Source organism: Devosia insulae DS-56 (assembly GCF_000970465.2).
GTDB classification, from domain to species: domain Bacteria; phylum Pseudomonadota; class Alphaproteobacteria; order Rhizobiales; family Devosiaceae; genus Devosia_A; species Devosia_A insulae.
Genome location: NZ_LAJE02000387.1, coordinates 1 through 25,031, shown reverse-complemented (window position 1 = coordinate 25,031; position 25,031 = coordinate 1). Strand labels below are relative to the sequence as shown.

The window sequence follows — 25,031 nt, the reverse complement described above, 5'->3', positions numbered from 1 at the left end:
CCCTTGAAGGCACCGGCATGGCGTTCTACCAGGCGGTGAAAGCCTTCGAGCTGTTCACGGGGGTGGCGCCCGACCGCGCAGCGATGATGGCGCATTTCCGCGCCCCGGCCTGATCGTCGAGGTGGCCTACCGGCCGATCGCACCGCTCCTGACCACATGCTCGATGCCTTTGTTGACGTGTGCGTCGAGCAGCCTCTGCGCGGTCTTGCCGTCGCGGGCGAGGGCGGCTTCGAGCAAAGCGAGATGATCGTCGGCAACCGGCTTGCCGCGGAAGCTGCCGGCCAGCATGTGGTAACGCACGAAGCGATCGAACACCGAGGTGTGCATCGCCATCAGCGAGCGGGAGCCGCAGGCCGAGATCAGCTGTTCGTGGAAGCTGCGATCGTAGCGGATCCACTCAGGGATGCGGTTGCTCTCGCCGGCGAGCAGCCGCTTTTCGATGGCCGCCAGCTTGTGGTGCGCCGCAACGACACGGCCCTCCCATTCGAGATCGCCAGTGGCGAGTGAGAGCGCCAGGGCGTGGTCCTCGAGCAGCAGGCGCAGGGCGCCCAGTTCACGCAGGTCGGCTTCCGAGGCCGGGGCGACGGCAAAGCCTTTCTGGCCCTCGGCAACGACGAAGGCTTCGCTGGCAAGCCGCGTCAGCACTTCGCGCAGCGTGCCGACGCTGACTTCGTAGTGCTGTCTCAGCCGGTCGAGCGTCAGCTTGTCGCCCGGGCGGAGCACGCCGTGGATGATGTCGCTCCGAATGGTCCGGAAGGTCACCTCGCCAATGCTGTCCACCGCAACCGCGTCGTCCATATCCACCTCGCGATATCGGATGATATCAGGATTATCCGATAAAATGGATATTGACGAATGGCAAGATGCGGGTCCAGTGTCCAGTCGGATGCCGAGCGGTCGACAGGCAATGCCCTCGATTGACATGTACGAACCATTTCGTACAAAGTGACTGAAGCCGGATGGACAACAAGATCCGGAAGGCGAGGGAGTGCCCGTTCAGGCGGGATGATCAAGGGATTGCCCGCGACGCGGGCAGCGGGGCCGACAGGTTCCCAAGTGGAGGATGGACATGACTTTCCGTATTCAGCGGCGAGCGACCCTGTTCGGCGCCGTCGCGCTTCTGGCAGCTACGGTGATGACCCCGGCGCTGGCGCAGGACAAGCCGGTGCTGCGCTTTTCGGCAGTGTTCTCGGAGCAGGATATCCGCGCCGAGATGATGAAGCAGTTCGGCGAGGGCGTCGCCGGCTTCTCGACGCTCGAGCCCTACTATGGCGGCAACCTGTTCAAGCAGGGTACCGAACTGGTAGCGCTGCAGCGCGGCAACCTCGAAATGGGCAATATCGCGCCGCAGGACGTCTCCAACCAGATCCCGGCCTGGTCGCTGCTGACTTCGGGCTACCTGTTCCGCGACGCCGAGCACCTGCGCAAGTTCTTCGACAGCGAAGTGGGCGCCGAGTTCAAGAAGATGGCGGAAGACCAGCTCGGGATTCGCATCCTCGGGCCGACCTATTTCGGCATCCGGCAGGTGGGCCTGCGCATCGACAAGGAAATCAAGACCCCGGCAGACATGGCCGGCGTGAAGCTGCGCATGCCAGGTGGCGATGCCTGGCAGTTCCTCGGCACGGCGCTCGGCGCCAATCCGACGCCGATGGCCTATGCCGAGGTCTACACGGGCCTGCAGACCGGGGCTATCGACGGGCAGGACAATCCATTGCCCAATGTCGAGAACATGAAGTTCTACGAAGTGATGAAGCAGATCGTCCTCACCTCCCACCTCGTCGGCTACGACCTGCTGGTCATCTCGAAGGCGGCCTGGGACAAGCTCGCGCCGGCCGACCAGGAAGCGTTGCAGGCGGCGGCCACCGCGGCGATCGATTTCAGCCAGGCCAAGCACGTCGAGCGCGAGGCCGAGCTCTTGAAGAAATTCGAGACCGACGGACTCAAGATCTATGCGCCCGATGTCGACGCCTTCCGCGCCAACACACAGAAGCTCTACCTCGAGTCCGAGCTCGCCAAGAGCTGGCCCGAGGGGGCGCTCGACAAGATCAACGCGCTCTAGTGCTTTACATGGGTGGCGCCTCGCGGCGCTGCCCATCCCTTTGTCCGGAGCGGCAGATGGCATCACTCACGCGGATCGGCGCCTGGCTGCATGCCCGCGCGGAGAACCTGCTCGCGGCAATGCTGGCGACGATGTTCGTCGTCTTCATCGTGCAGATCGTCTTCCGCTACCTGCTGAATTTCCCCATAGGCTGGACCCACGAGATCAGCGTCATCATGTGGGTTTGGCTGGTGCTGTTCGGCACCGCCTTCGTGGTGCGAGACCATGAGGAGATCCGCTTCGATCTGCTCTATTCGACGGTCAGCGAGCGCACCCGTCGCGCCATGGTGGTGATCTGCGCGGTGACGGTGGTGTTCTTCTTTGCCATCTCGCTGCCGGCGGTGCTCGACTATATCGGCTTCATGAAGGTGGAAAAAACCGCCTACCTGAAGATCCGTTTCGACTGGCTCTATTCGATCTACGGCCTGTTCGCGGTCGCCATGATCGTGCGCCAGCTCTGGCTTGGCTACCAGGCGATCTGGGGCCGGCCCGGCGACCCGATCGACGTCACCAAAATCAAGTCGGGGATCTGAGCCGATGTCGCTCGCCTTCGCCCTGTCGCTCGGCCTCATCACCGTGCTGGCCTTCATGGGGCTGCCCATGGGCGCCTCGATGATCACCGGCTCGATCCTCTACCTGCTGATGCGCGGGCAGGACATGGGTATCGCCGCCGAGCAGCTGCTCAACGGCATGTACACCAACTACATCATGCTCGCGGTCCCGCTGTTCATCCTCGCTGCCGAGATCATGAACTCGGGCTCGCTCAGCGAGCGGCTGCTGAACTGGTGCAACGCCGTCGTCGGCCGGTTTCGCGGTGGCCTCGCGCAGGTGAACATCCTGCAGTCGATCGTCTTTGCAGGGATGAGCGGTTCGGCCATCGCCGACGCTGCCGGTTCCGGCAAGATGATGCAGTACATGATGACCAAGGACGGCAAGTACACGCCGAGCTACGCCGCGGCGCTCACCGCCGCCACCGCGGTCATCGGGCCGATCATCCCGCCCTCAATTCCCATGGTGCTCTACGCGCTCGTTGCCGACACCTCGATCGGCTACCTGTTCCTCGGCGGTGTGGTGCCCGGTTTGCTGATGGCCGGCCTCATGATGCTGCAGGTCGCCATCACCGCGCGGATCAGGAATTTCCCGGTCGAGCAGCCCGTGCCGTTGCGGCAGTTGCCGCGCATGACCTGGCAGGCGCTGCCGGTGCTGCTGATGCCGGCGGTGCTGATGTTTGGGATTTACGGCGGCGTCACCACGCCGACCGAGGCGGCAGCCGTTGCCGCCTTCTATGCCCTGATTGTGTCGGTGTTCATCTATCGGGCGGTCAAACTGCCGGACCTCTACAGCTCGGTGCTGACCAGCGCCAAGACCACAGCCTCGATCGGCATGCTGATCGCCGGCGCGCTGGTCTTCAACTACGTGGTCACTATCGAGAACATCCCGCGCACCATCAGCGCCACGCTGCTGGCCTGGGATCTCGACCCGACGATGTTCCTCATCGCCGTCAACATCCTGCTGCTGCTGCTCGGCTGCGTGCTCGAGGGCACCACGATACTCCTCGTCATCGTGCCGGTGTTGATCCCCACGGCGCAGGCGCTCGGCATCGACATGGTGCATTTCGGCGTCGTCGTGGTGGTCAACATCATGCTCGGGCTGATCACACCTCCCTATGGGCTGCTGCTGTTCATCATGACGCGTATCGCCAATACGTCGATGCGGGCGCTGGTGGCCGATGTGGGGCCGTTCCTCGTCGGCCTGATCATCGCGCTCCTTGTTTTCACCTTCGTGCCCGACACGGTGCTGTGGCTGCCCAAGCTGTTCGGTTACGTCAGTCCGAGTATCACGCCATGAAGCCGATCTATGTCCTCAATGGTCCCAACCTCAACCGGCTGGGAAAACGCGAGCCGGACATCTACGGCACGACCACGCTGGCGGAGGTGGAGGCGATGTGCCGCGAGGCGGCAGGGGCGACACCGGTCGCCTTCCACCAGACCAACAGCGAGGAGACGCTGATCGAGCTGGTGCATGAGGCGATCGACGAAGGCGCAGGGATCATCATCAACCCGGCGGCCTTCACCTTCACCTCGCTGGCGCTGCTCGATGCGCTGAAGCAGTTCGATGGCCCGATCATCGAACTCCACATCTCCAACATCCACCGGCGCGAGCCGATCTATCACCGCTCCTATGTGTCGATGGTCGCGACCTCGGTAATGGCCGGGTTCGGGGCAGCCGGATACCCCATTGCGGTGAAGGCCCTGCTGGCGCGGCTGGCGGCCTGAGATGGCCTTCGCCGCCGCCAGCTTCGGCACCGTCCACTATCAGCTCAGCGGCCAACCGCGCGGCCTGCCGATCGTCTTCTGCAACTCGCTCGGCACCGACATCCGCATCTGGGATGCGGTGGTCGACGAGCTGGCGCCGGACTACCGGCTGATCACCTACGACAAGCGGGGGCACGGCCTGTCGAGCGTGCCGCACGGTCCCTACAGCATCGCCGAACTCGCCGACGATCTGCGTGAGCTGGTCGACACACTGGAGATCGACCGCTTCGCGCTGGTCGGCATTTCCGTCGGCGGGCTGATCGCCCAGCGTTTCGCCCTCGATCATCCCCGGCGGATCGCCGGTCTTGTCCTCTGCGATACGGCGACCAAGATCGGCGATCCGGCCCTGTGGTCGGATCGGATGGCGGCGGTCGAGGCCGACGGGCTCGACGCCATTGCCGACAGCGTGATGCAGCGCTGGTTTCCCGACGCGCTGCGCGCCGGCCGCGCGGCCGAAATCGAAGGCTGGCGCAACCTGCTGCTCCGCTCGCCCAAAGCGGGTTACCTCGGCACCTGCGCCGCGCTGCGCGATGCCGATTTCACCGCCGAGATCGGCCATCTCAGGCAGCCGACACTGGTGCTCGCCGGCGCTGCCGATCAGTCGACCCCGGTCGAACTGGTGCGCGCCATGGCGGAGCGTCTGCGCGCCGTGCACTTTGAGGCGATTGAAGATGCCGGCCACCTGCCGTGTATCGACCAGCCGCAGCGCATGGCCGGTCTCATTCGTGATTATCTCCTGGAGGTCGGCCATGCCTGACCCGTTCGACATCGGTATGCAGACCCGCCGCGCCGTGCTCGGCGATGCCCATGTGGACCGTGCCGAAGCGGCGAAGACGCCGTTCGACGCCGATTTCCAGGCCTTCATCACCGAAGGCGCCTGGGGCTCGGTGTGGTCGCGCCCGGGGCTGACGAAGCGCGAGCGCTCGCTGGTCACCATTGCGCTGCTCGCCGCGCTCGGCCACGACGACGAGGTGGCGATGCACGTGCGGGCCACCGCCAATACCGGCGCGACGCCCGACGACATCAAGGAGGCGCTCCTCCACGTGGCGGTTTATGCCGGGGTGCCGGCTGCGAACCGGGCGTTTCGCATCGCCAAGCAAGAACTGGAGGCGCGGCCATGAGCACCATCCCGCCCTATGGCGACGAAGGCCAGCTCTACCAGCGCGACCGCGCCTGGCATCCACCGGCTGACACCCCAGGCTACAAGAGCACGGCGCTGCGGGCGCCCAGACAGGCGCTGCTGGCGCTGGGGCAAACGAAATCCGAACTCACCGGTCCGACCTTCGGGCACGGCATCATCCAGCCGCTCGACAATGATCTGATCCGCAATTTCAGCCAGGACGGGAGTGAGGCGATCGGGCAGCGCATGATCGTCTACGGCCAGGTGCTTGACGAGAATGCCCGGCCGGTGCGCGGTACGCTGGTGGAATTCTGGCAGGCCAATGCCGGCGGCCGCTACCGGCATAAGCGCGAGGGCTATGTCGCGGCGCTCGACCCCAATTTCGGCGGCTGCGGCCGCGCCATCACCGACGACAACGGCTATTACCATTTCCGTACCATCAAGCCGGGCGCCTACCCATGGCCGAATGGCGGCAATGACTGGCGGCCGGCGCATATCCATTTCTCGGTGTTCGGCCACGCCTTCGCGCAACGGCTGATCACCCAGATGTATTTCGAGGGCGACCCGATGATCTGGCAGGATCCGATTGCGCTGGCGATCCCGGATCGCGCTGCGGTGGAGCAGTTGATCGCCCGGTTGGACCGGTACAACACCACGCCGATGGACGCCCTGGCCTATCGCTTCGACATCGTACTGCGAGGGCGCCGCTCGACCCTGTTCGAGAACCGGATGGAGGGCAACTGATGCTCAACCGGCTGCCGCCGCTCAAGGAGAGCCCGTCGCAGACGGCCGGCCCCTATGTGCACATCGGGATGACGCCCAGCCTCGAGGGGATAGGCGGGCCGAACCAGCCCGACCTCGGGTCGGGACCGATCGTCGCCGGCGATGGCCCGCGCATCACCATTGCTGCGACCATTCACGACGGCTCCGGTGCGCCGCTCGGCGATGCGGTCGTTGAACTCTGGCAAGCCGACAGCGACGGCGTGCATCGGCAGGGCTGGGGGCGCGCGGCCTGCGACGGGGCAGGGGCGTTCGCGTTTGATACGGTGAAGCCCGGTCGGGTCATCGGTCCCGACGGCCGGCCAATGGCCCCGCACGTCTCGTTGTGGATCGTGGCGCGCGGCATCAATATGGGGCTGCAGACACGGCTCTATTTCGATGATGAGCCAGCCGCCAATGCGGATGACCCGGTGCTCGGCCGCATCATGGACCCGCGCCGGCGCCAGACGCTGATCGCAATACGATCGGAGGTCGACGGCCGACCCCGCTATGATCTCGCCATTCGCCTGCAGGGCGAGGGTGAGACGGTGTTTTTCGACTTCTAGGACCTTTGCCATGGACAAGACGGTTCCCGATCTCGCCGCGGCCATTGCCGGCATTGATGACGGCATGACGCTGATGATCGGCGGGTTCGGCGGCGCCGGCGCACCGATCGAACTGATCCACGCACTGATCGACCGCTACGGGGCGACCGGCAGCCCCGGCAATCTCACCGTGATCAACAACAATGCCGGCAATGGCCGGATCGGCATCGCCGCCATGATCGATGCCGGGATGGTCAGCAAGATGGTCTGCTCGTTTCCGCGCTCGTCCGACCCGCGCGCCTTCACCGAAAAATATCTGGCCGGCGAGATCGCGCTGGAGCTAGTGCCGCAGGGCACGCTGGCCGAGCGCATCCGGGCCGGTGGCGCCGGCATCCCGGCGTTCTACACACCGACCAGTTTTGGCACCGACCTCGCGGCAGGCAAGCCGACCAAAGAGTTCGATGGCCGGATGTATGTCGAGGAGCGCTGGCTGAAGGCCGATGCGGCGCTGCTCAAGGCCGAGCTTGCCGACACCATGGGCAACCTCACCTACCGCAAAGCAGCGCGGAACTTCTCTCCCCTGATGGCCGCAGCGGCGAAGCTCACCATCGTCCAGGCTAGCCAGGTGGTGGCGCCCGGCCAGATCGACCCCGAGCAGGTGATCACCCCCGGCATCTTCGTCACGCGGGTGATCGCCGTTCCCCACCCGCAACAGGAAGAGGCGCTGATCCGCGTCGGAGCAGCCTACCTATGAGCAAGCTTTCCAACGCCCAGATCGCCTGGCGGGCTGCGCAGGACATCGAGGATGGCGCCTATGTCAATCTCGGCATCGGTTTTCCCGAAATGGTGGCGAAGTTCCAGCCGCCGGGACGGCAGGCGATCTTCCACACCGAGAACGGCATCCTCAATTTCGGCGAGAGCCCGGCCGAGGGCGAGGAAGACTGGGACCTGATCAATGCCGGCAAGAAGGCCGTGACGGCGCGGCCGGGCGCCGCGTTCTTCCACCACGCCGATAGCTTTGCCATGGTGCGCGGCGGCCATCTCGACGTGGCGATCCTCGGCACCTACGAGGTGGCCGAGAACGGCGATCTCGCCAACTGGTCGACCGGCCCGAAGGGGGTGCCCGCGGTCGGCGGTGCCATGGACCTGGTGCATGGAGCCAGGCGCGTGGCGGTGATCACCGACCATGTCACCAAGGATGGCCGACCCAAGCTGGTGAAGCGCTGCAGCCTGCCGTTGACCGGCGTCGCCTGCGTTACGCGGGTCTATAGCAGCCTTGCCGTCATCGACATCGAAGCTGGGCGTTTCGTATTGCGCGAGAAGCTGGCCGGGATGAGCATCGACGAGTTGCAGGCGGTGACCGGCGCCGAGCTCGTTATTCCCGCCAGCGTTGGCGACCTCGTCGTTCCGGAGCTGTGAGATGGCCGAAGCCTTCATCTGCGCCTACCGCCGCACCCCGATCGGCCGCTTTGGCGGCGCCCTCGCCTCCGTCCGCCCCGACGACCTGGGCGCCGTGCCGCTCAAGGCATTGCTGGCGGAACATGCCGGCGTCGACTGGGATACCGTGGACGACGTGATCTTCGGCTGCGCCAACCAGGCCGGCGAGGATAATCGCAATGTGGCGCGGATGAGCCTGCTGCTCGCCGGCCGGCCTGCCGGCATCCCCGGTACCACCGTCAACCGGCTCTGCGGTTCGGGCATGGACGCGGTCATCACCGCCGCCCGAGCCATCAAGGCCGGCGAGGCCGAACTCATCATCGCCGGTGGTGTTGAGTCGATGAGCCGCGCGCCGTTCGTCATGCCCAAGGCCGAGAGCGCGTTTTCGCGCCATGCCGAGATTTACGACACCACTCTGGGCTGGCGCTTCATCAACCCGGTGCTCGAGGCGCAGTACGGCGTCGACTCGATGCCCGAAACCGCCGAGAACGTCGCCGAAGCTTTCGGCGTCAGCCGCGCCGACCAGGACGCCTTCGCGCTGCGCAGCCAGCAGCGGGCGGTTGCGGCCCAGGCCAACGGACGGCTGGCGAGGGAAATCGTGCCGGTCAGCGTTATCAGGCGCAAAGGCGAGCCGATTGTCGTCGACACCGACGAGCACCCACGCGCCGATACCACGCTCGAGGCACTGGCTCGACTACCGACGCCGTTCCGCGACGGAGGCACCGTCACCGCCGGCAACGCGTCGGGGCTGAATGATGGCGCCGCTGCGCTGATCGTCGCGTCAGAGGCGGCTGCGGCGAGGTTCGGCCTCACCCCGATTGCCAGGGTGCTCGGCGGCTGCGCCGCCGGCGTACCGCCGCGCATCATGGGTATCGGTCCCGCGCCGGCGACCAGGCGACTTTGCGCTCGGCTCGGCCTCACGCCACAGGATTTCGACGTCATCGAACTCAACGAGGCGTTTGCCAGCCAGGCCCTCGCCGTGCTGCGTGAACTGGGGATTGCCGAGGACGCCCCGCACGTCAATCCGAACGGCGGCGCCATCGCCCTGGGACACCCGCTCGGAATGTCCGGCGCCCGTCTCACCGGTACGGCCGCGCTCGAGCTGTCGCTGAGCGGCGGCAAGCTGGCCCTCGCCACCATGTGCATCGGTGTCGGACAGGGCATTGCCGTCGCCCTTGAGGCAGTCTGATGTCGCGGCTGCTCGGGGCATTGGCGGGCGATCCGGAGCTTGAGGCGCTGCTGTCGGACGAAGCGCAGCTCACGGCAATCCTGCGCTTCGAGGTTGCCTTGGCGCAGTCTGAGGCGGCGGTCGGCCTGATCGACGAGGTTGTGGCCCGGGAGATTGCGCTGGCTGTGGAACAGTTCATCCCGGACTGGCCCGCGTTGCTCGCGGGCATGGCGCGGGATGGCGTGGTGGTGCCGGCGCTGCTGGCACAGCTTGGCGCCACCCTCACGGCGTCAGCCCGGCCAGCGTTGCATTGGGGTGCGACCAGCCAGGACGCGATCGACACCGCCCTCGTCTTGCAACTCGTCGCCATCCTGCCGCTGCTGCAAAGCCGCATCGACACGATCAGGACGCAACTCGCGAGTCTGGTCGAGCAACACGGTGCCACCGCCCTGATGGCGCACACGCGGATGCAGGCGGCGTTGCCGTTCACCGTAACCGACAAGCTCCGCAGTTGGGACGAGGCGTTGGCGCGGCACCGGGCCGCACTGACCGCGCTATCCCCGGATCTGCTGGTCGTCCAGCTCGGTGGTCCGATCGGTAATCGATCCAGCTTTGAGGGGCAGGGCGACCGCGTTGCCGAAGCGCTGGCGAGTCGCCTCGAGCTGCGTGACGCACCTTGCTGGCACACGGCGCGAGATCGGCTGATCGGCCTCGGCGCGCGGCTGGCGATGCTCGCCGGAACGCTGGGAAAGATCGGCGCCGACATCGCCCTGATGGCGCAGAGCGAGGTCGGCGCGGTGACTCTCGCCGCCGGCGGGACGTCGTCGTCGATGTCGCACAAGCACAATCCGGTGAAGGCCGAATTGCTGGTGGCGCTGGCGCACCACACCGCCGGCCTCTCCGGCACGCTCAACCACGCCATGCTGCACGAGAGCGAACGGTCTGGTGCCGCCTGGACAGTGGAGTGGCTGACCCTGCCGGCCCTGCTCGTCAGCACCGGCGCCAGCCTGAGGCTGGCGTCAACGCTGCTGCAGGAGGTTGTCGGGTTTGCAGAAGCGGCCACATAGGCCGGCAGGCCGATGAGGCCGCCACTGTAGCCGGCCCAGCTGCCTTCGCTGCGATGACACCCAATCGGCTGGGCCTTTGGCAGTGCTGCCGTGCCCTACGCGATCCGCCCGAACCACAGCATCGACAGCGCCGCCGCGGCCATGGCCAGCAAGGCTCCCACGCCGGCGAAGATGAAGGCGATTTCAGTCAGCTTCTTTTCGCTGATCAGCCGGGTGGAGAGCGAGTCGTAGACCCCGGCGAGGTCAGAGGCGCTGGTCGCCTCGTAATACTCGCCCTCGGTGGCGTCGGCGATCGCCTGCAGCGTCGTGGCGTCGAGCTGCGCCCGCATCGAGCGGCCACCGAAATCCACCACGTCGCCTGAGGCCGAGCCGAACCCGACGGTGAACACCTTGACCCCATAGTCGCCCGCCAGCCGGCCGGCGGCGACGGGATCGGGACCTGTCGTGGTGGCGCCATCGGTGAGGAGGATCACGACGGCGCTCTCATAGGAGCCGGGTTCGACCGGCAGGTGCTTGGCCATTGGTTCGGCAGGCGTTCCGCTCAACAGTCCGTCGGCGCCGCCGCTCACGCCAAGGCGTTCACCGCCGAAGCTCGGCAGCCCCAGCTGATCGCGCTGGTTGCCGCTGCCATCGAGGTCAAAGTTCTGCTCAGGGAAGATGGTCGCCAGCGCCACCAGCACGCCGGAGCCCACCGCCGTGCCGCGCCTCAGATCGAAGCTGTTGATCGCCTGGTACAGTGCCTCGCGATCGATGGTCGGCGCCTGCACCAGCACCGCCGCCGAGGCGAAGGCGACGATGCCCACCTGCACATCGGCCGGTTGCTTCCTGATGAATTCCTTGGCCGCCTCCTGCGCCGCGACGATACGCGAGGGTTCGACGTCGCGAGCCCGCATCGAGCCCGACACATCCATCGACAGGATCACCGTCGCCCGTGATGAAGCCAGTTCCACCACCGCAGCCGGCCGGGCCACGGCGACGATCAGCACGGTGAGCGCCGCCAGCAGCAGCAGAGGGGGCACGTGCCGGCGCCAGCCGATGCCCTTGCCCATCGCCTGCTTGACGATGGCAAGGTTGGCATAGCGCAACGCTGCCTTCTTCCGACGCCGCAGCAGCCAGATGTAGGCGCCGATCAGCAGCGGCACCAGGAGCAGCAGCCAGAGCATGTCCATCCAGATGAAGGTCATCGCGTCACCACCGTCAAAACCGTCCCACCCCCGCCACGGGGGCGAGGCCTAGGCGCCCGCCATCGCGGGCAGATTGCCGCCACCGCCGAGCCGCGACTGCACCTTGCGCATATGCGAAAAGCGCAGCACTGCCTCGACGAGGTCGTCCGAAGTCGAAAGTTCCAGCACGTCGAGCCCCGCCGCCGCGAAGGCCTCCATCTGTGCTTCCTCGTTGGCTGCCGCCGCGGCGACGAAGCGCCGCCGGAAACCCTTGTCCACCGTGTCGACGAACAGCTGTTCGCCGGTTTCCGCATCCTGGAACAGCAGCATGCCGACATCGGGCAGCGCCATGTCGAGGGGATCGAGCAACCGCACCGCCACCGCTTCGTGCCGCTGGCTCAGGCGGAACAGCCCGCGCTCCCAGCCCGGCTGCGAGATGAAGTCGGAGACCACGAAGACGATCGAGCGCCGCCGCATCACCGACATCGACCGGCCGATAAAGGCGTTGAGATCGGTCTCCGGCGAGCGCAGCAGCCGCGGGTTGGCCAGCACCTTGTCGATCAGGTGCAGCACGTGCCGCCGTCCGGTATGCGGCGGGATCACATAGTCCGACTGGCCGTTGAACAGGATCGCCCCGACCTTGTTGCCCTGCCGGGTCAACAGCCGGGTCAGCACCGCCGCGAACTCGGTCAGCATCTGCCGCTTGGTTACCTGGTCGGAGCCGAAATCCACCGACGGGCTGAGGTCGAGCAGGAACCAGGCGGTGACGTCACGGTCCTCGTTATAGATCCGGACATGCGGCACCTGGGTGCGCGCCGTGACGTTCCAGTCGATATGCCGGACGTCGTCATAGGTCTGGTATTCACGCAGGTCGGCGAAATCGAGTCCGAAGCCGCGGAACAGCGTGCGATAATCCCCCTGCAGCAACCCGTCGAGCTTGCGGATCACTGTCCACTCGAGGCGACCGAGGAGCTTTTCAGCCTGCTGCGGCGATGCGGACATGCGCCTCCAGGGGTTTTTCGGGGGCGGGGATGGCCTTGAGTACCTGGCCGATGATCTGGTCCGGCGTGATCGATTCCGAGATCGCCTCATAGGACAGCACGATCCTGTGCCGCAGCACGTCGGGGGTGACGTCGAGCACATCCTCGGGCAGCACGTATTCACGGCCACGCAGGAACGCCAGCGCCCGTCCGGCCTCGATCATGTTGATCGAGGCGCGCGGGCTCGCGCCATAGGTAAGGAAGCGCTGCATGTCGCCAAGCCCGGCCGCCGCCGGGTTGCGCGTCGCGCTCACCACCTTGACCGCGAACTGAATCAGCGAGGGGTCGACAAACAGGCTATGGCACTTGGCCTGCAGGGCCACCAGTTGCTCGGTGGTCGCCACTCGCGTCACCGCCTGCATGAGGCCGGTGACGCGCGAGACGATGACGAATTCCTCCTCTTCGCTCGGATAGCCGACGAGGACCTTCATCATGAAGCGGTCGACCTGCGCCTCGGGCAGCGGATAGGTGCCCTCGGTTTCGATCGGGTTCTGCGTCGCCATGACCACGAACGGGTTGGGCACCTTGTGCGTCTCGCCGGCGATGGTGACCTGCCGCTCCTGCATCACCTCGAGCAGGGCGCTCTGCACCTTGGCCGGCGCGCGGTTGATTTCGTCGGCCAGCAACAGATTGCAGAACACCGGCCCGAGTGTCGTCGAGAAGTCGCCGGTCTTCTGGTTGTAGATGCGGGTCCCGACGAGGTCCGACGGCACCAGGTCGGGGGTGAACTGCACCCGCTTGAACTTGCCCTGGATCACGTCGGCCAGCGTGTTGACGGTGAGCGTTTTGGCCAGCCCCGGCACGCCTTCGACCAGGAGGTGCCCTTTGGCAAGCAGCGCCACCAGCACCCGTTCGAGGAAATGGTCTTGTCCGACCACGACTTTCTTCACCTCGTACAGCACCTGCTCCATCAACGAAGCGGCGGCGGTGCCGGAGTCTTTCGATGTGTCGACCATTTTCTCCGTCGGGGTTCGAGTACAACTACTACAGCGGGTTCTCTCCAGCCGCCGCGGCGGCGTTTTCGATCGGCACGGCAAAGCCGATGCCGGCAAAGGTCCTGAGGCCGGACGGGTTGAGGATGGCGGTGACGATCCCCACCACCTCGCCGTCGCCATTGACCAGCGGTCCGCCCGAATTGCCGGGGTTGGCCGCCGCGTCGAACTGAATGAGGTTCTGCAGCTTGGGCTCGCCGTCCTCGGCCAGCACCCGCCCGAGCCCGGAGACCACGCCGGCCGAAGCAGACGGCCCGATGCCGAACGGGAAGCCGACCGCCACCACCTCGTCGCCCGGGTTGAGCCCGGCGCTGGTCGCCAGCGTCGCCGGTTCGAGTTCATCGGGCAGGTTCAGCGGCCGGATGATGGCGAGGTCGCTCTCCGGCCGGGCGCCGATGATCATCGCCTCGGATTCGCTGCCGTCCCAGAACTGCACCCGCAGCTTCTTGGCGGCGCCCGCCACATGTAGATTGGTGAGGATGGTGCCTTGGTCGTCGATCACGACGCCGGTGCCAACCGCAGTGAAGCGCTCGTGGAAATCCTCTTCCACCTTACCTTCGGCGGGAAGCTCGGCCTGGCCCTCGGGCTTGGTCGCTGAGGGATCGTCGGTACTGTCTTCGTAGCCGTCGACCCGCACCACCGACTTGATCACCGTCGCATACGCCACCGACTCGATCGATGGCCCGCGCGGCCGCTCGTCCACCACCTTGTTGACCGCGGTCATGAACTGCCAGTCGCTGATCCGCTGCGGGTCGGGGGTGACGAGGTCATAGGCGCCGATCAGCAGCAGCGTCACCAGCGCTCCGGCGCCAACCAGCACCGGGCCCTGGTGCCGCTGGTAGAGTTTGCTCCACCACTGACTGACACGTAACTGCCATGTCGGTTGGGTATGGTCGTCGGCACTGTCGAGGTAGACTGGGCTGACACCGTCGCGCCCCACCCAAGCGGAACCGGCCGTGTTCCGCGGCCTTTGTGAACGGCTATAGAGTGGTCGCCGTCGGGTCACTAAAACGCTCCCGCGCTCGAGTACAGGTCGTCCCCTCCCCTCGATCAGCAGGCTAGTCCCAGCGGTAACCATGCAGCAAGGCGCAAGGTTGCATCAGCTGTGGTCGCTCTCTGAAATGTGAGAGTTGTGTCAACCCGCCGGGCGGCTCGCGGCGCGGGTCATTTCCTGAGTGCGCGTCAGCACATAGGCGAGCCCGGTCAAGAGCAGCAATCCGCCGCCGAGCAGCAGCGTATCGAGCAGCAGACCGCCCTCAACGCCAGTTTTCACGGCCTGCAGCAAGAGGCTCAACACCGTCCCCACCGCGAACACCGCCAGCCCCTGCCGCCCCATCAGCCGCAGCGGCGTCATCAGCCGCGATTCGGCGATCCCATGCATCACGCCGAGCGAGGCGACGACATAGAACAGCGCCAGCGCATGCAGCAACCGGGGCAGGGCGAGGAAGGTCTTGTCGAACCAGGTGACATAAAACGGCAGCCCAAGCTTGCTGAGCAGACCCAGGCCCTGCCGGCCGATATCGCCGAGCGGCGGGATCTTCACCCACAGCAGCACCAGCAGCAGGAACGCCGCGGCGAGCCCGAACAGCACCGGGCTTTTCGGCACGAATCGCCGCCCCTGCTTCATCGCCATGCCCGACAGCAGGCCCATGACGAACAGGATCTGCCAGGAGAACGGATTGAAGAACCAGCCACCCTGGGTAGGGAAGTTCGGCAGGTTGAGGCGGAACTGCCCGGCAAGCGCCCAGACGAGGATCGAGCCGAGCATCGTCTGCACCGGCCAGCGCAAGCCCGAGGCGATCACCAATGGCGTCGCCAGCAGCAGCGTCATGTAGAGCGGCAGGATGTTGAGATAACCCAGCTGATGCGTCAGCAGTGGCAGCCCGATCATCGCCTGCAACGGGAAGCCGAAGATCGGCGCGATGTTGTTCTTTTCCAGCACCTCGTCGAGCCCGAACCACCACGCCGCCCCGGCAAAGATGGCGAGCGCGATCATGGTGATCGAGAGGTGCACGAAATAGAGCTGCCGGGCCCGCGCCCATACTTTGGCGATCGCAGGCCACAGCGGCCCGCTGACAAAGCGCCCGGAATAGGCGAGCCCGGCGGCGAGCCCCGACATGAACACGAACGCCTCGGCGGCATCCGAGAAGCCGAAATTCCGGCTGGTCAGGTTCTCGTAGAAGGTCCCCGGCACGTGGTTGATGAAGATCATCACCAGCGCCAGCCCGCGGAACATATCGAGCCGCGCATCGCGCCCGGGGCGCGGTGCGGTCACACTCGCATCCATCGCGGCGAAGCCGGCAAAGGCCCTGAGGCGCTCCAGCAGCGGAGCGCGCTTCAGCGTGGCGGAGGTCTCAGACATGGACCGCGGCCGTTCCGGCAATGGCAGGCTCGGCGGGGGCAGAGCCCTGCTGCGTCCAGCTCAGGAAGATACGCTGCTGCTCGACAATGATCGGCGCCGGTGCGGTCTCGCTGGTGGTGGTGAAGAGGATCGGCTGCCGGCCGCTGGCAATGCCGCGCGAGGTGGCCGCGATCAACAGCGGCGCACCGATCGCCGGCAGCGCCACCGGCAGCAGCCAGGGCACCAGGTCGCTGGCGAACGCCGTCGAGATCGCCAGCACCGCGGCGCCCGCCACCGTCACCCACCAACTGGCCGCGAACGCCGTAGAAAGGCTCACCCGGCCTTCGTCGCGATTGGTGGCCGGCCAGCCGCCATCGAGCCCGAAAAGAATCTCGATCACCGCTTTGCTCTGGAAGCACAGCATGATCGGCGCCAGGAGCGTCGAGATGACGATCTCTGATATCACCGACAGCGCCGCCCGGAGCGTTCCGCCGAACCCCTTGTTACGACGCCCGAGCGTCGAGCGCACGAGGATCAGGAATTTCGGCAGCAGCAGCGCGATCGCCACCGCCACAGCCAGCACCCAGATGCCGGTCTCGTTGTCGCGCCACCAGTATTTACTCGGCAGCGCCGCGGCGAGAATGCTTGCCGCCATGAGCGCCAGCCACAGCGGCGAGGCGGCATAGGCCATGATGCCCTGGATGAAGGTGAAGCGGCTCCAGACTTTCAGGTCCGGTGCGCCCAGCACCCGGCGGTGCTGCAGATTGCCCTGGCACCAGCGCCGGTCGCGCTTGGCATATTCGATCAGGTTTTCCGGGCCTTCCTCGTAGGAACCGCCGAGATACGGGTCGACCTCGACCTTCCAGCCGGCGCGCGACAGGAGCGCCGCCTCGACATAGTCGTGGCTGAGGATATGCCCGCCATGTGGCGGCTTGCCTGACAGCACCGGCAGCCCGCAGCTCGCGGCGAAAGCCGGCACCCGCACGATGGCGTTGTGCCCCCAGTACGGCCCTTCCTCGCCCTGCATCAGCGCGGTGCCGCGGGCGAAATAGGGAGAGAGATAGGCCGCCGAGAACTGCATCACCCGGCCGAACAGGCTATGCGCGTGGATCACCTCGGGCACCGTCTGCAGCAATCCGAGCCGTGGATCGTCATCCATGCGCCTGGCCATCGCGGCGATCGTCGCGCCGTCCATCAGGCTGTCGGCGTCGAGGATCAGCGCATAATCGTAGGCACCGCCCGAGCGCGAGATGAAGTCTTCGATATTGCCGGCTTTCTTGCCGATGTTGCGCTCGCGCCGGCGATAGAACACCCGCCCCTCGGCCATCGGTTCACTCAGCAACTGCTCGAACCAGACGATCTCCTCTGCGGCCACTTCCTCTCGGTTGGTGTCCGACAGGATGGCGAAATGGAAGCGGTCAGCCAGCCCCAGGTTGACGATGCTGCGGTTCATCGCCGCGACTCGCGAAAAGCTTGCCGCCGCGTCCTCGTTGTAGACCGGCATCAGGATCGCCGTCATACCGAGCGGCTGTCCGGCGCTGCGCGCAACCCGCTTGGGCGGTGCGAGGATCCCCAGCACGCCGGCAACGCCGCCCCACACCAGCCAGAACCCGACCAGCGTGAACAGCGCGGTGCGCAGCACGTCGAGCGGGCTGGTGCCGTCATTGCCGATAAAGCGCATGTACAGCCAGCCGCCACCAAGGCTCAACAGCGCTGCTGCGCCCAAAGCCATGGCTCGGGTCAGGTGAGCTCTTGCCATCTATCGAGGCCTTGCGGACTGCATGGGTGAGGCTCCTGGAGCGCGATCAGGAAAGGTGTGAGGCTTCCGGTTCGAGCGCGCGACAAGTCAAAACCGTCAGAACCGCGGCAACGCCGCAGCGAAGGCGGCGCGCAGCGTCAGGAACAGCGAGCTGCGCCGCCGCTCCAGCACCTGCTTGGGCATGGCCAGCGGAGCATCGGGAAGCGCGCCCGAGAAAACGTCGGAACGGTCGTGCTTCATGCCAGTGCCCTCCACTGATAGAGCCAGGTTTCGCTGATCGTCCGGCCGGTGCTGACGATGTTGGCCTTGAGCTCGACCGGCTCGCTGCCCTCGATCAGCACGTCGAGCGCCAGCCGCCACACACCATTGGCGTCGACCTTCGACAGCGCCGTCGAGGCGATCTCACCCGAGCTGGCGGTCGCGACCACATCGAGCTTGGCCTCGGTCGGCATGGCCGTCAGTTCGCCGCCGGCAAAGTCGATGACGAACTTCCTGAGCTTCACGTCGTTGGCTACGCCCGAGACGCCGCCCTGGCCCGCCCGGGTCTCGACCACATGCGCCAGCGGCGCATCGTCCCTGGGCAACAGGTCGCCCCAGATCAGCCGATAGTGGAACTCGCGGGCATCGCCGGCCTTGATCGGGTCGGACGGCACCCAGAACGCCACGATATTGTCCTCGGCTTCGAGCCGTGACGGCGCCTCGATCAGCCGCACATTGCCCTGGCCCCAGTCGCCGACCGGCTCGACCCGGGCCGACGGGCGGCGCTCGTAATGCGCGCCGGCATCCTGGTAGGTCTCAAAGCTCCGGTCGCGCTGGTACAGCCCGAAGGCCCGCGGGTTGTTCTCCCACAGGTACGAGTTGCCCAGCTGCGGCGTATTGTTGAGCGGCCGCCAGAACACTTCGCCGCCGTCGCGCTCGACAATCAGCCCGTTGCTGTCATGCACCTGCGGCCGGTAGTCGTCGAAGCTCGAGCGGTTGGTCTCGGCGAACAGGAACATCGAGGTGAGCGGCGCGATGCCGATCTCGCCGATATCGGCGCGGAAGAACAGCCGCGCTGTGACGTCGATCGCCGTTTCCTGCGCCGTGTCGCTGGCCGGGGTGATCTCGAAGCGATAGGCGCCGGTAACGCTCGGTCCCTCGAGGCTCGCATATGCGACGAGCGGCTTGCCCTCACTTGGGCGCTCCAGCCAGAACGCCGAAAAGCGCGGGAACTCTTCCGGCCCCGATTGCCAGGAGTTGATCGCGAGGCCGCGGGCGCTGAGCCCGTAAATGTTGCCGCGTCCCAGCGCCCGGAAGTAGCTCGAGCCGAGGAACGACACCAGCTCGTCCATCTTGTCGGCAACATTCACCGGGTAGTTGATGCGCACGCCGGCAATGCCGGGGAAGGCCTCGGCCGCCGCTTCTTCGCCCATCGCCTGGTCGTAGAACATGAAATCGGCATTGGAGAAGCCGAAGGGCGATGCCTCGCCGTCGACCACCTCGAACACGCCCACCGGCTCCTTGAACAGCCAGCCCATCGGGAAGGCGTGCACCTGGAAGCCCGAATTGTTGTCGAGCCAGCGCGCGTGCTGCGCGTCGAACTGGATCTTGCGGTAGCCGTCATAGTCGAGGGCCGCGAACAGTTTCGGCAATTCCGGCACCGCCGCGTTGAACGGCTCCGCCGCCCTCGCGCGCATGCGCTCGGTCAGCACATCGTAGTCAAACGGCTCTGCTTCACTCTCCTGAGCGAAGGCGACGCGGGTGAGGGAGGTGGTGGAAAGCAGCGCCGCCGTTACGGCAGCGGCTCGGAGAAAGGCTCGCCGATCGAGCCGATGGTGAGAAACAGAAGACATGCACTATCGCTATGGAGGGATCGGGACACCAAACACGAATTCCGCAACGCCGTTGAGCGCCGAAAGTTGTCGCATAGGAGCTATGCACCGGCGGAATGGATATGATTTCGCCGCAATGCGTTACGAGTTCTGGCCGTTTCCGCACCCGGAATGCATCAATGAGCGACGCTGTCGCACTGCGTCCCCCACGAACCCTGCCGCTTGGCGTCGTCCTGATCCTGATCCCGCTGGCTCTGGCCATTGCCGGGCTCGCCATCCGCTACCTGGCCTTCGCCGCCACTGTTCCCGATGCCTCGATCGCCAATTTCGCCCAGGGCATGTGCCGGTGGGATTGCTCCTGGTATGTGAAGCTGTCGCAGACCGGGTATGATCCGTTCCCGGTGCCGACAATGATCAATGCCGGCAACTGGGCCTTCTTTCCGCTTTACCCGATCCTCGTCGCCATCGTCCGCACGCTGACGGGCCTGCAAACCATCGTCGCCGCCACTGGCCTCTCGATCCTTTTGTGTATCGCCTCGGCTCGCGTCGCCTGGCCACTGCTCGGCAAGGACCTTCGCGCCTATAGCCTGTTCTCGGCTTTCCTCGTGGCCGGACCGTTCTCCATCTGGCTCACCACCTTTTATACCGAGGTGCTGTTCCTCTTCCTCACCCTCTGCGTCTTTGCCGCGCTGCGGAGCAAGCAGTTCCTGCTCGCCGGCCTGTTCGCCGCGCTGCTCTCGGCCACCCGCATCGTCGGGGTGTTCATCGTCTTCGCCATCCTGATCGAGATTTGGCAGGCCCACCGCGCCAATGGCGGCAGCTGGCGCGATTTCGTCCCCGCTGTGCTGAAGCGGCCCGAGCAACTGCTGGCCCTGTTCATCGCCCCACTCGGCCTCTTCGCCTATATGACGTACCTGCATTTCCACGTCGGCGACGCCCTGGCCTTCAGCCATGTGCAACGCGCCTGGTCCCGTCCGACGGGCAACCCGGTGGTGTTTGTCTGGAACGCCCTCACCAGCTTCCCGAAACAGGGCTGGGCGCCGACGCCGTCACAGCAGCTCGCCGTCGCCGTGCTCGTCGGCTACGCCCTGTCGATCGTGCTGCTGGCAAAGAAGCGCTACGGCATGGCGGTCTATGCGCTGATCTGCCTGACCCTGCCGCTGTTCGCCGGCATGGCTTCGGTGCTCCGCTTCACCGCGGCGCTGGCGCCGATGCCGCTGATGCTCACCGAACTGCTGGCCAGCCGCCGCTGGCTGTTCGCCGTGGCGCTGCTGGGCCTGCTTGCCGGCGGCTATTTCACCACCATCGGCTGGCTGACGGGGTATCTGAGCCTTGTCTAACCCGCTCCGCCTCGGCGCCTACATCCTCTGCGGCCTCGTTGCGCTGTTCGAACTTGGCGTGGTCTGGCTGATGCTGCATCCCAATGTGCCGCCCGATTACCGCGCTTACTACATCGACAAGACCACCACCTGCCTTAACCAGCCGGTCAGTGGCAGGTACACGCTTGGCACCATTGTCCGCTTCACCCCCGAGGACAGGGACGCCGCCAAGCTGATCCGGGTCTGCGGCCTCGAAGGCCCGACCGGCGACGGCAACCATGCCGTCGGCACCAGTGCGCGCCTGCGTTTCACCTATGCCGAACCCGCCACGGCGCTGACGCTGCAGCTGGCGATGGTCGCGATCCAGAAGGGTGGGGCGACCGTGCCGCAGCGCGTCGAGATCGTCGCCAATGGCACGCTGCTCGATACCATCTCGCTCAACGCCCCCACTCCACAGCAGGTCTCGCTGCCGCTTCGGGCGCCTGCCGACGATAAGCTCGAACTCGAGCTGCGCTTCCCCGACGCAGTGCAGATGGGCCCGACCGATCCGGACAACCGCCTGCGCTCGATCAAGCTGCTCTCCGCCGCGCTTCTCCCCGCCTGAAACTTTCCTTAACCGATCGGTTGACAACCATCGTTGCGAGGAGTATTCAACCAATAAGTTATCAACTTGAGGGTTGAACAATGGACTGCATCGAACTCACCGGCACCGCGCCGACCAAGACCTCCGTCGTCACCACGCCGGCCAACGATCCCGTCATTCTGATCGCCCGCAGCTTCGAGGCACCGCGCAGCCTGGTCTGGCGCTGCTACACCGAGCCGCGCCACCTCACGCATTTCTGGGGCCCCAAGGGCGCCACCAACCCGGTGAGCGAAGTGGACCTGCGGGTCGGCGGCGCCTGGCGCCAGGTGATGCGCTTCGCCTCGGGCAACGAATATGGCTACACCAGCGCCTATCTCGAGATCTCGCCGGTCGAGCGGCTGGTCTGGCGCGATGCCCCCGAGGGCTATCGCTTCGGCGACGAACTGCCGCCGGCCGAGATGGTCACCGAGATGACCCTCATCCAGGCTGGCCGTCTCACCAGCGTCCATATCACCGTCCGCTTCACCTCGCTCGTCGCCCGTGACCAGGCGGTCAAGCGGGGCTTTGCCTCCACCGTTTCCGAGGGCAGCGACAAGCTCGACCTCTACCTCTTCACCCTCAGCGCCACCGCGGCGTTCCAGCAGGAGTAACCGCCATGAACACCTTCACCTCTCGCGACGGCACGAAAATCGCCTACGACGTGCGTGGCTCCGGCCCGGCCGTCATCCTAATCGACGGCGCCTGGTGCGGTCGCAATATGGGCCCGATGCCCAAGCTGGCGCCGCTGCTTGCGCAGCACTTCACCGTCTACAATTATGATCGGCGCAGCCGCGGTGACAGCGACATGTCGACCGACTATTCGCCCGATCGCGAATATGAGGATCTCGCGGCGCTGATCGATATCGCCGGTGGTTCCGCCAGCCTCTACGGCACCTCGTCCGGTGGTGCGCTCGCCCTGTTCGCTGCCGCCCGCGGCCTGCCGGTCGATCGCCTCGCCATCTTCGAGGCGCCCTTCACCGATGTGCCCGGCGGCAAGCCGATGCCCAAGGGTTACCAGGCCGAAATCGAGCGCCTGGTGCGCGAGGATCGCCGGCCCGAGCTCGCCAAGTTCTTCATGGTCAAAATGATCGGCATGCCCGCCTTCATGATGCCGATGATGTGGTTCAACCCGCACTGGAAGGCGATGCTGCATAACGCTCCGAGCCTGCCGCACGATACCGCGGTGATGGAAGGCTATGGCTTTCCCACCGAGGCCGCCCGCTCGATCCGTGTCCCGACCATCGTGATATCGGGTGACAAGACCTTCAAGCAGCTCAAGGAACCCGTGCGCCTCGCCCGCGAGACCGTCCCCGGCGCTCGCTTCGCCTCGCTGCCTGGCCAGAGCCATGACGCGGCGGCCGAGCTCGTCGCCCCCGTGCTGATCGACTTCTTCTCCGGCGCCGCTACCGTGCGCGCCGCTGCCTGAGCCAAGAGACCGAAATGACCGACCACCTGTCCACGACGCTTTCTGCCCTCGCCGACCCCACCCGTCGCGGCATCCTCGCCCGGCTCTCCCTGGGTGAGGCGACGGTCAGCGAACTGGCCGAGCCCTACGACATGTCGATGGCCGCCGTTTCCAAGCACCTCAAGGTGCTGGAAAAGGCCGGGCTGATCTCCCGCGGCAAGGAGGCCCAGTGGCGTCCCTGCCGGCTCGAGGCCGCTCCGATGGCCGAGGTCGCCGACTGGGTCGAGAACTACCGCCGCTTCTGGGATGAGAGCCTCGATCGCCTCGGCGATTACCTGGCCGAACTACAGAAGGGCGACCCCGGCGGCTCCCGGAACTAACCCCCGGGGCTCGCGGAGCCGAAACAAGGATGCAGCGACCCAAGGTCATAGCGCTCTCGGACTACCGCCGGCAGCGCGACGGCGAAGCCTTGCGCCAGAAGCTGGGGCAGGGCGCCGGAACGGAACACTGGTTCGTACTTTACTGGCGGTATTGGGCCGAAAGCCTCGATCGCCTCGACGCCTACCTGAAGCAACTCAAGGAGCTGAAAATGGCACTCGATGACCTGAAGATCGAAGCCCCGGCGAACGAACCCATCGTCATCGCCACCCGTACCTTCGCCGCCCCGCGCGCCCTGGTGTGGAAGGTGATGACCCAGCCCGAACACGTCGCCCGCTGGTGGGGCACCGATGGCCAGACGGCCGTCATCACTGCGCTCGATGTCCGCCCCGGCGGCAAGTGGCGTATCGAGTCCCATGGCAAGGACGGCAATGTCTATATCTTCATCGGCGAATACCGCGAGGTGAACGAGCCCGAGAAATTCGTCTGGACCTTCGGCATGGAGAACATGTTCGTCGGCAAGGTGGTGGTCGAGACCCACACCTTCGCGGAAGACGGGGCCGTCACGCACTACAAGTCAGTCTCGAACTACGACAATGTCGGCGATCGCGACGGCATGGTCGCCTCCGGGATGGAGAAGGGCATGCGCCACGGCTTCGCCATCATGGACCAGCTGCTCGCCGAACTCACTCAAGAAGCCTGAACCATGCTCTCCGACCTCACCACCATCCCCTCCGACCGCCGGCTCGAGATCGAACGCGAGTTCGATGCCCCGCGCGACCTGGTCTGGATGATGTTCGCCGATCCGTACCACCTGAGCCAGTGGTGGGGTCCGAAGGGCTTCACCAACCCAGTGGTGGAGCTCGACCTTCGCCCCGGCGGCCGCTGGTATCACGTGATGCGCGGCCCCGATGGCAAGGACTACCCGGCCGACAGCGAGTTCATCGAGGTGACTCCGCCGGAGCGCATCGTCTATCGCAACCGCCAGCTCGAGGCAGAAGCCTTCGGTAACAATCCGCCGCCGAGCTTTCTGCGGGTCATCACCCTCATTGACCTCGGCAACGGTCGCACCCGGCTGACGCTGGATGCCTATTTCGACACCGCCGCCAACAAGGACGCCATTGTCCGTCGCGGCTTCCGCGAGGGTGTGCTGGAGAGCTTCGACAAGCTCGCCGCCCACCTTGCGACTGGAGCAACGAGATGAAGTTCACCACCACCATTCTCCTGTCCGGCAACAATACCGGCATCATCGTGCCGCCTGCGGTGCGCGACGCGCTGAATGGCGGCAAGAACCCGCTGGTCGTCGTCACCCTCGCCGGTCACACCTGGCGCAGCAAAGTGGCCACCATGGGCGAGTACCTGCTGGTCGGCGTCAGCGCCGAGATCCGGGGCATCACCGGCGTCAAAGGTAACGAGACGCACGAGGTCGAACTCACCCTCGACGATCAGCCTCGCGTCGTCGAGGCCCCAGGCGACCTGCAGGCCGCCCTCGATGCCGACCCCGTGGCGCTGGCGGCCTGGAACAAACTCGCCCCCAGCCACAAGAAGGCCCACGTCACCGCCATCGAAGGCGCCAAAGCCCCCGAAACCCGCCTCCGCCGGGTCCAGAAGGCCATCGAAATGCTGACCACCTAGCCCCGAACACCGGCCTCTCCCTGATCCTCCCCCGCGCGGCGGGGGAGGATCAGGGAG

The 25,031-nt window shown here is 65.9% G+C and carries 30 protein-coding genes; 21 read left to right on the top strand and 9 right to left on the bottom strand.

The window, feature by feature from the left end; genetic code table 11:
* Window positions 1-17 precede the first annotated feature (17 nt).
* Complete coding sequence (locus VW23_RS28765; RefSeq protein ID WP_244513743.1) at window positions 18-113, top strand: hypothetical protein; 96 nt, start codon at window positions 18-20, stop codon at window positions 111-113.
* Between the two features lie 13 nt (window positions 114-126).
* Here the strand turns inward: VW23_RS28765 and VW23_RS26490 are convergent, their stop codons facing one another.
* The gene (locus VW23_RS26490; RefSeq protein ID WP_069912471.1) at window positions 127-798 is read right to left on the bottom strand and encodes a GntR family transcriptional regulator; all 672 of its coding nucleotides are present in this window, start codon (window positions 796-798) and stop codon (window positions 127-129) included.
* Between the two features lie 271 nt (window positions 799-1,069).
* On the opposite strand from VW23_RS26490, the gene dctP reads away from it, so the two are divergent.
* From dctP to VW23_RS26430, 12 genes are read left to right on the top strand one after another with little or no spacing between them, the layout of a single operon-like run.
* On the top strand, window positions 1,070-2,059 hold the full coding sequence (gene dctP, locus VW23_RS26485) for a TRAP transporter substrate-binding protein DctP (RefSeq protein WP_069912470.1): 990 nt from the start codon (window positions 1,070-1,072) through the stop codon (window positions 2,057-2,059).
* Between the two features lie 56 nt (window positions 2,060-2,115).
* Entirely contained in the window at window positions 2,116-2,631 is a 516-nt protein-coding gene (locus tag VW23_RS26480; protein WP_069912469.1) for a TRAP transporter small permease, read from the top strand.
* Window positions 2,632-2,635: 4 nt separating this feature from the next.
* Window positions 2,636-3,946, top strand: a complete 1,311-nt coding sequence (locus VW23_RS26475; RefSeq protein WP_069912468.1) for a TRAP transporter large permease — start codon at window positions 2,636-2,638, stop codon at window positions 3,944-3,946.
* The gene (locus VW23_RS26470) at window positions 3,943-4,374 is read left to right on the top strand and encodes a type II 3-dehydroquinate dehydratase (protein ID WP_069912467.1); all 432 of its coding nucleotides are present in this window, start codon (window positions 3,943-3,945) and stop codon (window positions 4,372-4,374) included. The genes VW23_RS26475 and VW23_RS26470 overlap by 4 nt, the downstream gene beginning before the upstream one ends.
* 1 nt (window position 4,375) lies before the next feature.
* Window positions 4,376-5,170, top strand: a complete 795-nt coding sequence (pcaD, locus tag VW23_RS26465; RefSeq protein ID WP_069912466.1) for a 3-oxoadipate enol-lactonase — start codon at window positions 4,376-4,378, stop codon at window positions 5,168-5,170.
* On the top strand, window positions 5,163-5,534 hold the full coding sequence (gene pcaC / locus VW23_RS26460; protein WP_069912465.1) for a 4-carboxymuconolactone decarboxylase: 372 nt from the start codon (window positions 5,163-5,165) through the stop codon (window positions 5,532-5,534). Before pcaD ends, pcaC begins: the two co-directional genes overlap by 8 nt.
* On the top strand, window positions 5,531-6,277 hold the full coding sequence (gene pcaH / locus VW23_RS26455; RefSeq protein ID WP_069912464.1) for a protocatechuate 3,4-dioxygenase subunit beta: 747 nt from the start codon (window positions 5,531-5,533) through the stop codon (window positions 6,275-6,277). Before pcaC ends, pcaH begins: the two co-directional genes overlap by 4 nt.
* Window positions 6,277-6,858 (top strand): protocatechuate 3,4-dioxygenase subunit alpha, encoded by a 582-nt coding sequence (pcaG, locus tag VW23_RS26450; RefSeq protein WP_069912463.1) that lies wholly within the window; start codon window positions 6,277-6,279, stop codon window positions 6,856-6,858. Before pcaH ends, pcaG begins: the two co-directional genes overlap by 1 nt.
* Window positions 6,859-6,868: 10 nt before the next feature.
* On the top strand, window positions 6,869-7,591 hold the full coding sequence (locus VW23_RS26445; RefSeq protein WP_069912462.1) for a 3-oxoacid CoA-transferase subunit A: 723 nt from the start codon (window positions 6,869-6,871) through the stop codon (window positions 7,589-7,591).
* Entirely contained in the window at window positions 7,588-8,256 is a 669-nt protein-coding gene (locus tag VW23_RS26440; RefSeq protein WP_069912461.1) for a 3-oxoacid CoA-transferase subunit B, read from the top strand. The genes VW23_RS26445 and VW23_RS26440 overlap by 4 nt, the downstream gene beginning before the upstream one ends.
* A 1-nt stretch (window position 8,257) precedes the next feature.
* Window positions 8,258-9,463: a 3-oxoadipyl-CoA thiolase gene (gene pcaF, locus VW23_RS26435; protein ID WP_069912460.1), complete on the top strand. Its 1,206-nt coding sequence runs from the start codon at window positions 8,258-8,260 to the stop codon at window positions 9,461-9,463.
* Window positions 9,463-10,509 (top strand): 3-carboxy-cis,cis-muconate cycloisomerase, encoded by a 1,047-nt coding sequence (locus tag VW23_RS26430; RefSeq protein WP_069912459.1) that lies wholly within the window; start codon window positions 9,463-9,465, stop codon window positions 10,507-10,509. Before pcaF ends, VW23_RS26430 begins: the two co-directional genes overlap by 1 nt.
* Window positions 10,510-10,604: 95 nt before the next feature.
* Here the strand turns inward: VW23_RS26430 and VW23_RS26425 are convergent, their stop codons facing one another.
* The 8 genes from VW23_RS26425 to VW23_RS26395 all read right to left on the bottom strand — a co-directional run bounded on the left by VW23_RS26425 (window position 10,605) and on the right by VW23_RS26395 (window position 19,636).
* Window positions 10,605-11,693: a VWA domain-containing protein gene (locus VW23_RS26425; protein WP_069912458.1), complete on the bottom strand. Its 1,089-nt coding sequence runs from the start codon at window positions 11,691-11,693 to the stop codon at window positions 10,605-10,607.
* Window positions 11,694-11,741: 48 nt separating this feature from the next.
* Window positions 11,742-12,674: a DUF58 domain-containing protein gene (locus VW23_RS26420; RefSeq protein ID WP_069912457.1), complete on the bottom strand. Its 933-nt coding sequence runs from the start codon at window positions 12,672-12,674 to the stop codon at window positions 11,742-11,744.
* Window positions 12,649-13,668: an AAA family ATPase gene (locus VW23_RS26415; RefSeq protein ID WP_056002778.1), complete on the bottom strand. Its 1,020-nt coding sequence runs from the start codon at window positions 13,666-13,668 to the stop codon at window positions 12,649-12,651. Before VW23_RS26415 ends, VW23_RS26420 begins: the two co-directional genes overlap by 26 nt.
* Window positions 13,669-13,696: 28 nt before the next feature.
* On the bottom strand, window positions 13,697-14,644 hold the full coding sequence (locus VW23_RS26410) for a S1C family serine protease (protein WP_201788102.1): 948 nt from the start codon (window positions 14,642-14,644) through the stop codon (window positions 13,697-13,699).
* Window positions 14,645-14,839: 195 nt separating this feature from the next.
* Window positions 14,840-16,066, bottom strand: a complete 1,227-nt coding sequence (locus tag VW23_RS26405; protein WP_201788101.1) for an OpgC family protein — start codon at window positions 16,064-16,066, stop codon at window positions 14,840-14,842.
* Window positions 16,059-17,804: a glucans biosynthesis glucosyltransferase MdoH gene (gene mdoH / locus VW23_RS26400; RefSeq protein WP_069912455.1), complete on the bottom strand. Its 1,746-nt coding sequence runs from the start codon at window positions 17,802-17,804 to the stop codon at window positions 16,059-16,061. Before mdoH ends, VW23_RS26405 begins: the two co-directional genes overlap by 8 nt.
* A 96-nt stretch (window positions 17,805-17,900) precedes the next feature.
* The gene (locus VW23_RS29200) at window positions 17,901-18,044 is read right to left on the bottom strand and encodes a hypothetical protein (protein WP_176730496.1); all 144 of its coding nucleotides are present in this window, start codon (window positions 18,042-18,044) and stop codon (window positions 17,901-17,903) included.
* Complete coding sequence (locus VW23_RS26395) at window positions 18,041-19,636, bottom strand: OpgD/OpgG family glucan biosynthesis protein (protein WP_069912454.1); 1,596 nt, start codon at window positions 19,634-19,636, stop codon at window positions 18,041-18,043. The genes VW23_RS29200 and VW23_RS26395 overlap by 4 nt, the downstream gene beginning before the upstream one ends.
* Window positions 19,637-19,794: 158 nt before the next feature.
* On the opposite strand from VW23_RS26395, the gene VW23_RS26390 reads away from it, so the two are divergent.
* From VW23_RS26390 to VW23_RS26355, 8 genes are all read left to right on the top strand, one after another.
* A complete protein-coding gene (locus VW23_RS26390) occupies window positions 19,795-20,955 on the top strand; it encodes a hypothetical protein (protein ID WP_069912453.1) in 1,161 nt (386 codons plus the stop codon).
* A complete protein-coding gene (locus VW23_RS26385) occupies window positions 20,948-21,538 on the top strand; it encodes a hypothetical protein (protein ID WP_069912452.1) in 591 nt (196 codons plus the stop codon). The genes VW23_RS26390 and VW23_RS26385 overlap by 8 nt, the downstream gene beginning before the upstream one ends.
* Before the next feature lie 80 nt (window positions 21,539-21,618).
* Complete coding sequence (locus tag VW23_RS26380; RefSeq protein ID WP_069912451.1) at window positions 21,619-22,167, top strand: SRPBCC domain-containing protein; 549 nt, start codon at window positions 21,619-21,621, stop codon at window positions 22,165-22,167.
* A gap of 5 nt (window positions 22,168-22,172) precedes the next feature.
* Window positions 22,173-22,982, top strand: a complete 810-nt coding sequence (locus VW23_RS26375; RefSeq protein WP_069912450.1) for an alpha/beta fold hydrolase — start codon at window positions 22,173-22,175, stop codon at window positions 22,980-22,982.
* A gap of 14 nt (window positions 22,983-22,996) precedes the next feature.
* Window positions 22,997-23,341, top strand: coding sequence for an ArsR/SmtB family transcription factor (locus tag VW23_RS26370; RefSeq protein WP_069912449.1), 345 nt, complete (start codon window positions 22,997-22,999; stop codon window positions 23,339-23,341).
* A gap of 29 nt (window positions 23,342-23,370) precedes the next feature.
* On the top strand, window positions 23,371-24,042 hold the full coding sequence (locus tag VW23_RS26365; protein ID WP_084646510.1) for an SRPBCC family protein: 672 nt from the start codon (window positions 23,371-23,373) through the stop codon (window positions 24,040-24,042).
* A 3-nt stretch (window positions 24,043-24,045) separates the two neighbouring features.
* Window positions 24,046-24,543: an SRPBCC domain-containing protein gene (locus VW23_RS26360; protein WP_069912448.1), complete on the top strand. Its 498-nt coding sequence runs from the start codon at window positions 24,046-24,048 to the stop codon at window positions 24,541-24,543.
* The gene (locus VW23_RS26355) at window positions 24,540-24,974 is read left to right on the top strand and encodes a YdeI/OmpD-associated family protein (RefSeq protein ID WP_069912447.1); all 435 of its coding nucleotides are present in this window, start codon (window positions 24,540-24,542) and stop codon (window positions 24,972-24,974) included. Before VW23_RS26360 ends, VW23_RS26355 begins: the two co-directional genes overlap by 4 nt.
* Window positions 24,975-25,031: the final 57 nt, after the last annotated feature.

What these genes read in the sequence shown, in the direction of transcription:
- VW23_RS26425 (WP_069912458.1), bottom strand. Translation starts at nt 11,693, where the DNA reads ATGACCTTCATCTGGATGGACATGCTCTGGCTGCTGCTCCTGGTGCCG.
- VW23_RS28765 (WP_244513743.1), top strand. Translation starts at nt 18, where the DNA reads ATGGCGTTCTACCAGGCGGTGAAAGCCTTCGAGCTGTTCACGGGGGTG.
- mdoH (WP_069912455.1), bottom strand. Translation starts at nt 17,804, where the DNA reads ATGGCAAGAGCTCACCTGACCCGAGCCATGGCTTTGGGCGCAGCAGCG.
- VW23_RS26470 (WP_069912467.1), top strand. Translation starts at nt 3,943, where the DNA reads ATGAAGCCGATCTATGTCCTCAATGGTCCCAACCTCAACCGGCTGGGA.
- VW23_RS26390 (WP_069912453.1), top strand. Translation starts at nt 19,795, where the DNA reads ATGAGCGACGCTGTCGCACTGCGTCCCCCACGAACCCTGCCGCTTGGC.
- VW23_RS29200 (WP_176730496.1), bottom strand. Translation starts at nt 18,044, where the DNA reads ATGAAGCACGACCGTTCCGACGTTTTCTCGGGCGCGCTTCCCGATGCT.
- VW23_RS26420 (WP_069912457.1), bottom strand. Translation starts at nt 12,674, where the DNA reads ATGTCCGCATCGCCGCAGCAGGCTGAAAAGCTCCTCGGTCGCCTCGAG.
- VW23_RS26395 (WP_069912454.1), bottom strand. Translation starts at nt 19,636, where the DNA reads ATGTCTTCTGTTTCTCACCATCGGCTCGATCGGCGAGCCTTTCTCCGA.
- VW23_RS26405 (WP_201788101.1), bottom strand. Translation starts at nt 16,066, where the DNA reads ATGTCTGAGACCTCCGCCACGCTGAAGCGCGCTCCGCTGCTGGAGCGC.
- VW23_RS26480 (WP_069912469.1), top strand. Translation starts at nt 2,116, where the DNA reads ATGGCATCACTCACGCGGATCGGCGCCTGGCTGCATGCCCGCGCGGAG.
- VW23_RS26415 (WP_056002778.1), bottom strand. Translation starts at nt 13,668, where the DNA reads ATGGTCGACACATCGAAAGACTCCGGCACCGCCGCCGCTTCGTTGATG.
- dctP (WP_069912470.1), top strand. Translation starts at nt 1,070, where the DNA reads ATGACTTTCCGTATTCAGCGGCGAGCGACCCTGTTCGGCGCCGTCGCG.
- VW23_RS26380 (WP_069912451.1), top strand. Translation starts at nt 21,619, where the DNA reads ATGGACTGCATCGAACTCACCGGCACCGCGCCGACCAAGACCTCCGTC.
- VW23_RS26430 (WP_069912459.1), top strand. Translation starts at nt 9,463, where the DNA reads ATGTCGCGGCTGCTCGGGGCATTGGCGGGCGATCCGGAGCTTGAGGCG.
- VW23_RS26375 (WP_069912450.1), top strand. Translation starts at nt 22,173, where the DNA reads ATGAACACCTTCACCTCTCGCGACGGCACGAAAATCGCCTACGACGTG.
- VW23_RS26475 (WP_069912468.1), top strand. Translation starts at nt 2,636, where the DNA reads ATGTCGCTCGCCTTCGCCCTGTCGCTCGGCCTCATCACCGTGCTGGCC.
- pcaH (WP_069912464.1), top strand. Translation starts at nt 5,531, where the DNA reads ATGAGCACCATCCCGCCCTATGGCGACGAAGGCCAGCTCTACCAGCGC.
- pcaF (WP_069912460.1), top strand. Translation starts at nt 8,258, where the DNA reads ATGGCCGAAGCCTTCATCTGCGCCTACCGCCGCACCCCGATCGGCCGC.
- pcaD (WP_069912466.1), top strand. Translation starts at nt 4,376, where the DNA reads ATGGCCTTCGCCGCCGCCAGCTTCGGCACCGTCCACTATCAGCTCAGC.
- pcaC (WP_069912465.1), top strand. Translation starts at nt 5,163, where the DNA reads ATGCCTGACCCGTTCGACATCGGTATGCAGACCCGCCGCGCCGTGCTC.
- VW23_RS26490 (WP_069912471.1), bottom strand. Translation starts at nt 798, where the DNA reads ATGGACGACGCGGTTGCGGTGGACAGCATTGGCGAGGTGACCTTCCGG.
- pcaG (WP_069912463.1), top strand. Translation starts at nt 6,277, where the DNA reads ATGCTCAACCGGCTGCCGCCGCTCAAGGAGAGCCCGTCGCAGACGGCC.
- VW23_RS26355 (WP_069912447.1), top strand. Translation starts at nt 24,540, where the DNA reads ATGAAGTTCACCACCACCATTCTCCTGTCCGGCAACAATACCGGCATC.
- VW23_RS26445 (WP_069912462.1), top strand. Translation starts at nt 6,869, where the DNA reads ATGGACAAGACGGTTCCCGATCTCGCCGCGGCCATTGCCGGCATTGAT.
- VW23_RS26365 (WP_084646510.1), top strand. Translation starts at nt 23,371, where the DNA reads ATGCAGCGACCCAAGGTCATAGCGCTCTCGGACTACCGCCGGCAGCGC.
- VW23_RS26370 (WP_069912449.1), top strand. Translation starts at nt 22,997, where the DNA reads ATGACCGACCACCTGTCCACGACGCTTTCTGCCCTCGCCGACCCCACC.
- VW23_RS26360 (WP_069912448.1), top strand. Translation starts at nt 24,046, where the DNA reads ATGCTCTCCGACCTCACCACCATCCCCTCCGACCGCCGGCTCGAGATC.
- VW23_RS26440 (WP_069912461.1), top strand. Translation starts at nt 7,588, where the DNA reads ATGAGCAAGCTTTCCAACGCCCAGATCGCCTGGCGGGCTGCGCAGGAC.